General features: G+C 69.9%; 9 protein-coding genes and 1 pseudogene. 5 read left to right on the forward strand and 5 right to left on the reverse strand.

Annotated elements, in window-relative coordinates:
• Positions 1–111: 111 nt before the first annotated feature.
• Positions 112–2537 (forward strand): annotated as a pseudogene (locus NLX83_RS37020) (LamG-like jellyroll fold domain-containing protein).
• A gap of 179 nt (positions 2538–2716) precedes the next feature.
• Here the strand turns inward: NLX83_RS37020 and NLX83_RS37025 are convergent.
• Positions 2717–3520, reverse strand: a complete 804-nt coding sequence (locus NLX83_RS37025; RefSeq protein ID WP_254239937.1) for an NmrA family NAD(P)-binding protein — start codon at positions 3518–3520, stop codon at positions 2717–2719.
• 108 nt (positions 3521–3628) lie between these two features.
• On the opposite strand from NLX83_RS37025, the gene NLX83_RS37030 reads away from it, so the two are divergent.
• The 4 genes from NLX83_RS37030 (at position 3629) to NLX83_RS37045 (ending at position 8720) form a co-directional block, all read left to right on the forward strand.
• The gene (locus tag NLX83_RS37030) at positions 3629–4657 is read left to right on the forward strand and encodes a potassium channel family protein (protein ID WP_254239938.1); all 1029 of its coding nucleotides are present in this window, start codon (positions 3629–3631) and stop codon (positions 4655–4657) included.
• A 61-nt stretch (positions 4658–4718) separates the two neighbouring features.
• On the forward strand, positions 4719–6065 hold the full coding sequence (locus tag NLX83_RS37035; protein WP_254239939.1) for an FAD-dependent oxidoreductase: 1347 nt from the start codon (positions 4719–4721) through the stop codon (positions 6063–6065).
• A gap of 10 nt (positions 6066–6075) precedes the next feature.
• Positions 6076–7425 carry an NAD(P)/FAD-dependent oxidoreductase gene (locus tag NLX83_RS37040; RefSeq protein WP_254239940.1) on the forward strand — a complete coding sequence of 450 codons (1350 nt, stop codon included), beginning with the start codon at positions 6076–6078 and terminating at the stop codon, positions 7423–7425.
• 125 nt (positions 7426–7550) lie between these two features.
• Positions 7551–8720 (forward strand): beta-1,3-glucanase family protein, encoded by a 1170-nt coding sequence (locus NLX83_RS37045; RefSeq protein ID WP_254239941.1) that lies wholly within the window; start codon positions 7551–7553, stop codon positions 8718–8720.
• Here NLX83_RS37045 and NLX83_RS37050 read toward each other — a convergent pair.
• From NLX83_RS37050 to NLX83_RS37065, 4 genes are all read right to left on the reverse strand, one after another.
• Positions 8707–10107, reverse strand: coding sequence for an FAD-dependent oxidoreductase (locus tag NLX83_RS37050; RefSeq protein WP_254239942.1), 1401 nt, complete (start codon positions 10105–10107; stop codon positions 8707–8709). The two genes, NLX83_RS37045 and NLX83_RS37050, sit on opposite strands and share 14 nt — an antisense overlap.
• A gap of 89 nt (positions 10108–10196) precedes the next feature.
• A complete protein-coding gene (locus tag NLX83_RS37055) occupies positions 10197–10355 on the reverse strand; it encodes a DUF6480 family protein (RefSeq protein WP_254239943.1) in 159 nt (52 codons plus the stop codon).
• Positions 10352–10750: a ChaB family protein gene (locus tag NLX83_RS37060; RefSeq protein WP_254239944.1), complete on the reverse strand. Its 399-nt coding sequence runs from the start codon at positions 10748–10750 to the stop codon at positions 10352–10354. The genes NLX83_RS37055 and NLX83_RS37060 overlap by 4 nt, the downstream gene beginning before the upstream one ends.
• 5 nt (positions 10751–10755) lie before the next feature.
• Positions 10756–11685, reverse strand: coding sequence for a glycosyltransferase family 9 protein (locus tag NLX83_RS37065; protein WP_254239945.1), 930 nt, complete (start codon positions 11683–11685; stop codon positions 10756–10758).
• Between the last annotated feature and the right edge of the window lie 95 nt (positions 11686–11780).

Genomic DNA, 11780 nt, shown 5'->3' on the forward strand with positions numbered 1-11780 from the left:
CCTGCATCCGCCTGTTGGTCCTCCTGAGAAGGGTGTTCGACAGTGCTGTCATCCCGAAAAGCGGTCCAGCGGTTCCTGACCACCGCGATCGCGTTAGCCTCCGCCCTGCTGATGACCACCTCCGCGGCGACCGCCGCCGCGCCGCGGTGGTCCTCGGCCAAGCCCCGCATGGTCACCCCGTGGACCCACGAGGTGGGGCCGGACAACGCCCTGCCCGAGTACCCGCGCCCCCAGCTGGTCCGCAAGGACTGGCAGAACCTCAACGGGGTCTGGGAGTTCTCCGGCGCCGCGCCCGGCCAGGCGCCGCCGGTGGGCAAGCCGCTGGCCGAACGCATCCTCGTGCCTTACCCGGCGGAGTCGGCGCTGTCGGGCATCCAACGGCACGAGGACCACATGTTCTACCGCCGCACCTTCACTGTGCCGAAGCACTGGAAGGTCGGGGAGAACCGGCTGAAGCTGAACTTCGGCGCGGTCGACTACAAGGCCACGGTGTGGGTCAACGGCAAGCAGGTCGCCGCGCACCAGGGTGGCTACGGCGCGTTCTCCGCCGACGTCACCGCGGCGCTGACCCCCTCCGGTCCCCAGGAGCTCATCGTCGGTGTCGAGGACCGCACCGACGCCACCTGGCAGCCGGTCGGCAAGCAGCGCAGGGTGCCGGACAGGGGCATCTTCTACGAGGGCGCGTCCGGAATCTGGCAGACCGTCTGGATGGAACCGGTCGCCCCGGCCCGCGCCGAGACCCTGGAGATGGTCCCGGACATCGGCACCGGCACCCTGAAGCTCACGGTGAACACCGGGGGCACCGGGGCCGGGCACACCGTCGAGGCGGTCGTTCGCGACGGGGGCCGGGTGGTCAGCCGCACCGAGGGCGCCGCCGACCGGCCGATGAGTTTGCCAGTACCGCAAACGAAGCTCTGGACCCCGGACACGCCCTTCCTGTACGACCTCGACGTCGTCGTCAAGGACGGGAACCGGCCGGTCGACCGGGTGTCCTCCTACTTCGGCATGCGGGAGGTCGGCAGCACCCGCGGCAAGGACGGCAAGCTCCGGCTCACCCTCAACGGGAAGATCCTCTTCCAGATGTCCACATTGGACCAGGGCTACTGGCCGGACGGCATCTACACCGCGCCGACCGACCGGGCGCTGCGGTTCGACCTGGAACAGCACAAGGTGCTCGGCTTCAACACCGTGCGCAAGCACATCAAGACCGAACCGGACCGCTGGTACCACCACGCGGACAAGCTCGGCCTGCTGGTGTGGCAGGACATGCCGTCCATGAAGACCGGTGGCAGGCCGCCGGTGGACGCGCAGCAGCAGTTCGAGCGCGAGCTGCGGGAACTGGTGCAGCAGAAGAAGAACTGGACCTCGGTGATCGGCTGGGTGCCGTTCAACGAGGGCTGGGGGGAGTGGAACCGGGAGGCCACCGGCCGCATCGCCGACGCCGTCCGCGCCCAGGACCCGAGCCGTCCGGTGAACGCGCACAGCGGCGTCAACTGCTGCGACTCCCTCGGTGACTCGGGCAAGGGGCAGGTGCTCGACTGGCACGCCTACCCGGGCCCGGCCAAGCCGATGCCGGACGCCACCCGCACCGCCATCGACGGCGAGCACGGCGGCTACGGCCTGGAGGTCGAAGGCCACATGTGGTTCGGCGAGGGGCACGCCTACGAGATGGTGAAGGACTCCGAAACCCTCACCAAGCGCTACGTGCAGAACCAGAAGGACGTGCTCGCCGCGGCTCGGACCTGCGCGATCAGTGGGGCCATCTACACCCAGATCACCGACGTGGAGCACGAGGTCAACGGCTTCTTCACCTACGACAGGCAGGTGAAGAAGATGGACTTCGCGCGGGTGCGCGCGGTGAACGAGGAGATCATCCGCGGCGCGGACGGCAGCGGTGGCGGCCAGCCCGATCCCGGACCGGGCACACCGGGGCTGACCGGAGTGCACGCCTACAAGTTCGACGAGGGCAGTGGCACCACCGCCAAGGACGCGGTCGGCACGGCGCACGCCGCGTTGACCAACGCGACCTGGACGAGCGGGTGACCGGCGGCGCCGTGGCCTTCACGGGCAACGGCCAGGCCGACACCGGGGTCAGCCAGGTCAACACCGCGGGCAGCTACTCGGTGTCGGCGTGGGCCAAGCTCGACGAGGCTGGCGGCGCGTTCCAGACCGTGGTCAGCCAGGACACCGGCCGGGACAGCGCGTTCTTCCTCCAGTACTCCGGCCAGGAACAGCGGTGGGCGATGAGCTTCGTCGGCCTCCGCGCGCTGTCGCCCACCAAACCGGAGGTGGGGAAGTGGTACCACCTCACCGGAGTCCGGGACGCCAAGGCGGGGACGCTCTCGCTCTACGTCGACGGCACGAAGGTCGCCGAGCACAACGCGTGCATGGCGCCCAAGTCCACCGGCACCACGGTGATCGGCCGTGGCCAGTTCGGCGGCAACCAGGTCGACCACCTGCGCGGCGCCGTCGACGACGTCCGCGTCTTCGACCGCCCGCTCAGCCCGACCGAGGTCGCCACCCTCGCTCGCCGCTGACGTGTGACCACCAACGCGTGACTGTCACAACCGTGGTTGGAGCGTCTTCAAGTACCCCCAACCCCGGTTGTGGCGACCGCTAACCGCCCCCAACCCCTTGGCGCGCTCGGGGTTGGGGGCGGTTAGCGACCGCTGGGGAGGGGGTTGGGGGTACTTGAAGACGCCCCTACTGTCGGGGCTTAGGTGAAGCGGTTGGTGTGGTTGGTCAGCCACTGCGCGAACGTCTTCGCTGGGCGGCCCAGGACGTGCTGCACTGTGGGGTCGACGGTTGTGGCTTCCGCGGGGGGATTGGCGTGCCAGCCGATGACGTAGTCGGCGTCCGCCCGGGAGACGCCGGTGGCCATGAGGCGTTCGACGGCCTGCTCGTGCGTGATCGGAACGAAGGCGATGTCGCGGCCGATCGCCTTGGACAGCAACGAGATCCGCTCGCGTAGGGTCAGCGCCTCGGGGCCGGTGAGGTTGTACGCGCGCCCCGAATGACCCTCCTCCAGCAGCGCCACCGCCGCCACGGCCGCGATGTCCGCCTCGTGCACCAGCGCGCTGGGCTTGTCGTACGGCTCGCGCACAACTCCTTCCGCCCGAATGGATTCGGCCCAGGTCAACGTGTTCGACATGAACTCCTGCGCCTCCAGGCGAGTCCACTCCACGCCCGAGTCCGCGACGGCCTGCTCCGTCGGGCCCACGAAACCGCCCCACAGCACGGTGATCCGCCGGACACCCGCGTCCACCGCGCGCCGCACCAACGCCGGGCCGACCTCCGCGAGCCCCGCCGTCGCGGTGATGTGCAACCGGTCGACGCCGTCGAGGGCGACGCCCAAGGTCTCCGGAGCCGTGTGCGTGCCCGCCACCAACTCCGCCTCGGCCGGAAGCCTGGCGGCGGCCGGGTTCCGCGTCAGCGCCCGCACTCGTTCTCCCCGCCGGATCAGTTCTGCCACGACGTGCCTGCCGGTGTTCCCGGTGGCGCCCGTTACCAGTGTCGTCATGGCTGGGACGCTAGGAACTCAACCGCGATTGAGGTCAAGCGTGACGTCCGGAACACGCCGGACGCGCACAAGTGGCGATCACCCGCCCCTCGCTCTTAGCGTGTGCGGGTGCCGCTGTTCCTGACGAGACTGCTCGCGCGCTTCGCCGTGCTCAGCAGCTGGCTGACGCCGGTCGTGGTGATCGTGTTCGTCTTCGTGACCAGCTGGCCGCTGATGGCGCTGGCCGAACCAGCGGACAGCGAGCTGGTCCAGCCCGCCGGCTACTGGTGGTACTTCGTCGTCACGGCGGCCACGGTGGGCTACGGCGACCTCTACCCGAAGACCGGGTTCGGGCACGTCGTCGGCGCCTACGTCATCGTCGGCGGGATCGCCGCGCTGACCACCGTGTTCACCAAGCTCACGTCGGTGCTGGAGCGATCGAGGGGACGCCGCATGCAGGGGACGAACACCGTCACGGCCTCCGGTCACATCGTGGTGCTCGGGTACGAGCCGGGGCGCACCGAACGCATCGTCGCCCAGCTGCTCGCGGACGGCGAGCACCGCGTCGTGCTGTGCGCGTGGGACGAGGTCGCCACCCACCCGATGCCCGCGCAGGACATCGACTTCGTCCGCGGTGAGCTGACCGAGGAGGACGTGCTGCGCCGGGCCGGGGTGCACCGCGCGGAGGCCGTGCTCATCGATGCCCGCGACGACAACGAAGCGCTGTCCGTCGCGGTTGGAGTCGATCACCTGAACACCGCGGCGCACATCGTGGTCGCCTTGCGGGACATGGATCGTGCGACGCTCCTGCACTACGTCGACGTGAACATCCACTGCGTGCCGTGGCACACGCCGCGCATGATCACCGAGGAGCTGACCTCGCCGGGGATCGCGGAGGTCTACGCGGACCTGATGACCCACGGCGGTGCGAACACCTACTCCGTTCGCCTGCCCGACTCCCTCGGCGAGGTCCCGATCGAGCGCTGCCAGACGGAGCTGGGGCGCAGGCACGGGGCGCTCGTGCTCGCGGTGCGGGACGCGGACGGGACGCTGGTGGTGAACCCGGGCTGGAGTTCGACGGTGTCGGCGGGCGCGATGCTGTACTACGTCAGCTCGCACAAGCTCTCCGTGCACGAGGTGGTGGAGGCGCTGCGCTGATCCCGCCCTTTGGGGACGAGTCTCCGGCGCGGAGCGACCCGAGTACGGCAGGATCGGACGCGTGGGTACGCGCGTTGTGGTGATCGGTGGCGGGCTGGCGGGAATGGTGACGGCGGCCGCGCTGCGGTCGCGGTTCGACGAGGTGGTCGTGCTGGAGCGCGACAAGCTGCCCGACGGCGCTGAAGTGCGCAAAGGTGTGCCGCAGGCGAGACACGCGCACCTGCTGGTCTCCGGCGGGGCGCGGGTGATCGAGTCGCTGGTGCCCGGGTTCCTGGACCGCATGTACGCGGAGGGCGCGCACCACGTCAACGCCCCGGGCGACCTCGTGACGATGGTCATGGGGTGGATGCCCAGGCGTCGCGGATCGCAGTTCCTGGTCGCGTCCTCGCGCGCCCTGCTGGACTGGGTCATGCGCGACATGGTGTCCCGCGACCCGCGCGTGCAGATCCGTTCCGAGAGCCCGGCCCACGAGCTGATCGGCGACGCGAAGCGGGTCCGGGGCGTGCGGGGGCCGGACGGTGTCCTGGAGGCCGATCTCGTCGTCGATACCGCCGGACGCGGGAGCCGGGCGCCGAAGTGGCTCGCCGAGCTGGGCGCCGGTGACGTGCGAACGGAGGTCATCGACTCCGGTTTGGCTTATGTCACAAGGGTTTTCCAAGCCCCTGAGGCGGCGAGGACCCGCTTCCCGATCATCAGCATGCAGGCGGACTCCCACCTGCCGGAGCCCGGCCGCGGCGGCGTGCTGCTGCCGATGGAGGGCGGGCGCTGGATCGTGACGCTCGCCGGGACCCGCGGTGGTGAGCCACTGGCCACAGTGGACGGTTACACGGACTTCGCGACCAACCGGCTGCGCCATCCGATCATGGGTGAGCTGATCGCGCGCGCGGAACCGCTCACCGACGTCTACGGGACCAGGACGACGTCCAACCAGCGGTACCGCTACGACGAGCTGGACGTGCCGGAAGGCTTTGTCGCGCTGGGGGATTCGGTCGCGGCCTTCAACCCCGTCTACGGCCAGGGCATGTCGATCTCGGCGCACAGCGCGTTCGTGCTGCGCGGGGTTCTCGCCGACGGTGGGTCCACCCGGCAGGCGCAGCGGGCGATCTCCCGGATCACGGCGGGCCCGTGGGAGATGGCCACCGGTATGGACATGCACTTCCCCGACGTCCGCGGGGTGCAGCCCACCCGGCTCGACCGGATGCGGCGCGCCTTCGCCGATCGGATGACCCTGACCGCCGTGAGCCGACAGCGCGTGTACGAGGCGATGAACGCCACGTACATGCTCGCCAAGCCGATGAGTTCCATGATGGCGCCGGGAGTTCTGCTGGACGTGCTGCGCGGGCCGATCGACCCGCCGCTGGCCGAGCCCCCGCTGACCGTCGACGAACGTCGCCGAGCCGGTTTGTGAGGTCGAGCCTGTGAGTACGCGCGTTGTGGTGATCGGTGGCGGGCTGGCGGGAATGGTGACCGCGGCCGCGCTGCGCGGACGGTTCGACGAGATCGTCGTGCTGGAGCGCGACAAACTGCCGGGAGGCGCTGAGGCGCGCAAGGGCGTGCCGCAGGCCGTGCACGCGCATCTGATGCTCTCCGGCGGCGCGCGGGTGATCGAGTCGTTAGTGCCCGGGTTCCTGGACCGCATGTACGCGGAGGGCGCGCACGACGCCAATGCCCCGGGTGATCTCGTCACGATGATGACCGTGGGGTGGATGCCCAGGCGCCGCGGATCGCAGTTCTTCGTCGGCGCCTCGCGGGTGCTGCTCGACTGGGTCGTGCGCGACCTGGTGGCCCGCGATCAGCGAGTCCGCATCCACACCGAGAGCCCGGTCACCGAGCTGATCGGCGACGCGAGGCGGGTCCGGGGCGTGCGGGGGCCGGACGGTGTCCTGGAAGCCGATCTCGTTGTCGACGCCGCGGGGCGGGGGACGCGGGCGCCGAAGTGGCTCGGCGAGCTGGGTGTCGACGAGGCGCGGACGGAGGTCATCGACTCCGGATTGGCGTACTCCACCAGGATCTTCCAGGCCCCGGAGGCCGCGAGGACCCGCTTCCCAGTGATCAACGTGCAGCCTGACTCCCGGGTGCCCCTACCGGGCCGGGGCGGTGGGCTGCAACCGATCGAGGGCGGTCGGTGGATCGTGACGGTCTCCGGGACGCGCGGCGGCGAGCCGCCGACCACGGTGGACGGCTACACCGACTTCGTGAACAACCAGCTGCGGCACCCGATCCTGGGCGAGTTGATCGCGCGTGCCGAGCCGCTCACCGAGGTCCACGCGAGCCGTTCGACGGCGAACCGGCGGTACCGCTACGACGAGGTGGAGCTGCCGGAAGGCTTTGTCGCACTGGGGGATTCGGTCGCGGCGTTCAACCCCGTCTACGGCCATGGGATGTCGATCGCGGCGCACGGCGCGTTCGTGCTGCGCGCGATCCTCGCCGGGGGCGGGTCCACGCGGGAGGCGCAGCGGGCGATCTGCAAGGTCGGCGTCGGCGCGTGGCAGATGGCGACCGGACAGGACGTGCACTTCCCGGATGTCCGTGGGACTCGGCCGGGTCGGCTCGATCTGGCGCGTCGCGCCTACGTCGATCGGATGAGCCTGACAGCCGTTAGTCGGCCGCGCGTGTACGACGCGATGGTCGGGGCGTTCACGCTCGCCCGGCCGATGAGTTCGCTGATGGCGCCAGGAGTACTGCTCGACGTGCTGCGCGGGCCGATCGACCCGCCGCTGGCCGGGCCCCCGCTGAGCACCGACGAACGTCGCAGAGCCGGTTTGTGAGCTCGCGCGGCGTTGACAGGGGGTCGTTGCGCAGTCACGATGAGAGCGCTCTCGCATCGCAGCCGCCACGGCGCGGGAGCTGCCGCCTCGTGTGCTCGACCCCCGCACTCAACGAGGAGTGACCCTTGCGAACGAGACTGCTCTCGTGGCTGGCGGCGATCGCGGTTCTGCTTGGTGTGACCGCGGTTCCGGCCCAGGCCGCGCCGAGCCTGCTGCCGCTGACCGTCACCAACGACTCCGGCCGCGCCGACCAGGTCCACCTGTACGTCCTGGGCGTCTACAACGGCCGCCTCGGCCACGTGAACGCCGCGGGCTCCTTCACCCCGTGGCCCGGCGGCGGGAACCCGCCCGTGCCCGCGCCCGACGTGTCCATCGCCGGCCCTGGCCAGGGCGGGTCGAAGACGCTGAACATCCCGATCAACCTCGCGGGCGGGCGGCTGTACATGTCGTTCGGGGAGAAGCTGAAGTTCTTCCTCACCCCGGACGGCCTGGTGCAGCCCGCGCCGTGGAACCCCAGTGACCCCAACCGGAACATCCTCTTCGACTGGAGCGAGTTCACCTACAACAACGGCGGCCTGTGGCTGAACTCCTCGCAGGTGGACATGTTCAGCGTGCCGCACGCGGTGGAGGTCACCGCGAGCACCGGCCAGGTGAAGAAGACCGGCGAGCTGGTTTCCGGTGGCCGCGACAAGATCCTCGACGGACTGCGCAACCAGGGCGGTGACTGGGGCAAGCTCGTCCACACCCGCTCCGACGGCACCCGCGTGCGCGCGCTGGCGCCGCGCCTGGGCATCGAGTCGGGGATCTTCGGCGGTGGCTACTTCGACAGCTACACGAAGAGCGCCTGGAACACCTACCGCAACACCGATCTCACGGTGGTGCCGTACGAGAACGAGCCGGGCAGGAGGTTCATCGGCCGCACTGACGGCGGTGGAGTCATGCACTTCACCAACACCGCCGGGGCCCGCGTCGCGTCCTTCCAGGAACCCAGTTCCAGGGACATCTTCGGCTGCGACGGCAGGCTGGCGGCGCCGAACAACGACATCGGCGCCATCGCGAGAACCCTGTGCGCGGCGCTGCACCGCTCCACGCTGGGCTTCCTGCACACCCAGCCCACGGTGAACCCGGCGGAGTTCTACACCCGCGCGATCACCGACCACTACTCGAAGATCATCCACGCGAACATGGTGGACGGCAAGGCATACGGCTTCGCCTTCGACGACGTGGGCCACTTCGAGTCGCTGGTGCACGACGGGAACCCGCGTTCCGCCAGGGTGATCCTCACTCCGTTCTGAGCGGGCGGACAGCGGGCCCCTGGATCACGGAGCCGTCGAGCCCGAAGCGCGATCCGTGGCACGGGCAGTCCCAGGTCCGGTCCCCGTCGTTGAACGCGACGAGGCAGCCGAGATGGGTGCAGCGAGCGGAAACCCTGTGCAGCTCGCCGTCCTCGGACCGGTACGCCGCGACCGGGTGCGCTCCCTCCGTGGAGACCCTGGCCTCGCCGGGAGCGAGGTTGTCCACCACGCTGTGCGCCACCGCCGACACGTGGTCGCCCACGAACCGGGCGGCCACGTGGGCGTTGGCCGCGACCAGCTTCGGCACCGACTGCCTGAGGTTGAGCCGGAGCGGGTCGTAGAGGTGCTCGTACGGGTTCTCCACGCCGGTGATCAGGTCGTGCAGGAGCAGCCCCGCGAGGGTGCCGTTGCTCATGCCCCAGTGCGCGAAGCCGGTGGCCACCCACACGGTGCGCGTGCCGGGGTGGAAGCGGCCGATGTAGGGCAGTGAGTCCGGTGTGGACAGATCGTGCGCCATCCACCGGTAGTCCGGCTCGCCGATGCCGAAGCGGGTGCTCGCCCACGCGGTGAGGCGCCGGAACCGTTCCGCCACCGGGGCTCCCTCGTCGACCAGGTGCCCTTCACCGCCGATGATCAACAGGTCCTTGCCGTCGCCGTGCGGCGTGGTGCGGACGGAGTGGCCGGTGTCCTGGGCGAGGTACATGCCGCTCGGGCCGCTTCCCCCGTCGATCACCGAGGCCACCACGAGGTCGCGCTTCGGTTGCAGGCGCGCGAAGAACAGGCCGCGGTCGAAGATCGGGTAGTGCGTCGCGACGACCACGTGCTCGGCGCGGATCTCGCCCGCCGTCGTCTCGACGACGTTGGGCGAGCCCTCGGTCAGGCCGGTCGCCCGCGTCCCCGTGCGGATGTAGCTCCCGTCGCCGGGGATGTGCTGCGCCAAGCCCAGCAGCCACGTTCGCGGGTGGAACTGCGCCTGGTCCGGAAGGCGCACCGCACCCTCCACCGTGTACGGGAGGTCGAGATCGTTCACATAGGACGCGTCGAGCCCGGCGGTGACCGCGGCCGCCGCCTCGTCGTTGAGCTTCTCGTGCTCGGCGTAGAGGTAGTTGACGCGGCGCGACAGGTCGCAGTCGATGCCCAGGCTCGCGCTCTCGGCGAAGATCCACGCCATCGCGAGTTCCTGGCTGCGCGCATAGGCTTCGGCGACCTCCGCGGAGTACGAGGACAACAGCTTGCCGTAGATCGCGCCGTGCTGGGCGGTGATCTTGGCGGTGGTGTGCCCGGTGACTCCTGCGGCGAGTTCGCCCGCCTCCACCAGGGCGACGCGCTTGCCCGCGCGCTTGAGCAGGTAGGCGGTGGTGATCCCGGCGATACCGGCCCCGATCACCGCAACGTCCACTTCGGACGGATCGGGGCCGGCATCGTACGTAGGGGCGGACGTGCTCGATATCCAGTACGGGACGGACATGTCACCCCTCAGAAAACGAAGGCCTGCAAGATCACCAGCACTACCAGCGCCGCCGTCCCACCGAGGAGCACGCCGATCCACAGGCGGTGCGCGGCGGGACTGGGCGGCGGTTCCTCGCGGTGCGACAACCCGGACATGCCGCTCTCCGCGGGCGGCATCTCGCTCATGACCGGGCCTTCGCCGTCTTGCGGTTGTTGGCCTTCTGGATGGCCTTGACCAGTTCGTCCTTGGTCATCTTGGAGCGGCCTGGCACGTCGAGCTTCTTCGCCTGGGCGTAGAGGTGTTCCTTGCTGGCGTTGGCGTCCACACCACCGGCGGTCTTGCCGCTACGGCCACCCGAGCGGCGCGCGGCCTGCTTGTCCGAGGGGCCGTTCTCGTCCTTGGCCTCCCAGTGGTCGCCGACCTTCTCGTGGGTGTGCTTCAACGCCGAGAACGCGACGCGGTGCGAACGCTCTCCCTCGCCGTAGCTCTCCACCGCCGAGTCGTGCGCCTTGATCCACGTGCGCTGCGCCTTCTTCGATGAACGCTTCAGTGTCGAGGGCAGGGCTTCCTTACCGGGCATGACGTTCACCTCCCACGCGAGGGGATTCCCTGGGAGCCAAGCTCCAAACAAGCAGCGAGCACGTCCTCGACACCCACCGCGAGCAGGGCCGGATCCGGTTCCTCGTCGAACGCCGCGCCCCGCCGCAGCTCGGCGACGGTGAGCACGACGTGCGGCGACCACGGGGGCGGCCCCCACTGCCACACCGGCGCGGGACCGAACAACACCACCGAGGGAGTCGCGAACGCGTAGCTGAGGTGCGCGGTTCCCGTGTCCCCGCTGATCACCAGCGACGCCTCGGCGATCAGCGCGCACAGCTCCGGCAGGCCCGTCCGCCCCGCCGCACACACGCCGTGACCAGCGCTGCCGAGCACCTCCTGAACGAGCTCTTCCTCACCCGGGCCACCGGTGATCACGACCTCTCGGCCTTGGCGTGCTAGTTCGGCCGCCACCTGCGCGAACCGCTCCGGTGGCCAGCGTTTGCTGCCGTAGGCGGCACCGGGATGGATCACGACCGCGCCGGGGTATCGGCTGGGAATCACCGGTGGGTTGAGCCGGAAGTCGTTCGAGTCGGCCGGAATGCCGTGCGCGACCAGCATTTCGCACCAGCGCTCGCGCTCGTGGAGGTCGTCGCGCCACGGCGGACCGTCCCAGCCGTGGCCGGAATGCCCCAGCCGGAGCCGTGGCTCCAGCGCGTCGAGCACACGGTTGCTCTCCGGCCCCGCGCCGTGCAGGTTCACCGCCGCGAGCGGTCGAAATACCTTGGTGGACAAAGGCTCCAGGCCAGGTGTCGGCAGGAGCTGGTCGATGCACCCGGTCAGCTCGGCCAGCGGGGTGAGCCACACCGGGCCCGCGTAGCACAGGTCCTGGTCGGGCCAGTGCCGCTTGAGCGCACGCAGCGCCGGCACCGCGACCAGGAAGTCGCCGAGTTTCAATGCGCGCAACGCGATGATCATGGGTCGTCCTCTGCGGCCGAAAGGGGGGAGAAGCGGGCACGGAGAGTAGTAGTTCCGCCCCATGCGTTTACCCCGGATCGCTGCGGCAACCACCG

The sequence above is a fragment of the Allokutzneria sp. A3M-2-11 16 genome, assembly GCF_024213555.1.
Taxonomy (GTDB): Bacteria; Actinomycetota; Actinomycetes; order Mycobacteriales; family Pseudonocardiaceae; genus Allokutzneria.

What these genes read in the sequence shown, in the direction of transcription:
- NLX83_RS37025 (WP_254239937.1), bottom strand. Translation starts at nt 3,520, where the DNA reads ATGACGACACTGGTAACGGGCGCCACCGGGAACACCGGCAGGCACGTC.
- NLX83_RS37055 (WP_254239943.1), bottom strand. Translation starts at nt 10,355, where the DNA reads ATGAGCGAGATGCCGCCCGCGGAGAGCGGCATGTCCGGGTTGTCGCAC.
- NLX83_RS37060 (WP_254239944.1), bottom strand. Translation starts at nt 10,750, where the DNA reads ATGCCCGGTAAGGAAGCCCTGCCCTCGACACTGAAGCGTTCATCGAAG.
- NLX83_RS37065 (WP_254239945.1), bottom strand. Translation starts at nt 11,685, where the DNA reads ATGATCATCGCGTTGCGCGCATTGAAACTCGGCGACTTCCTGGTCGCG.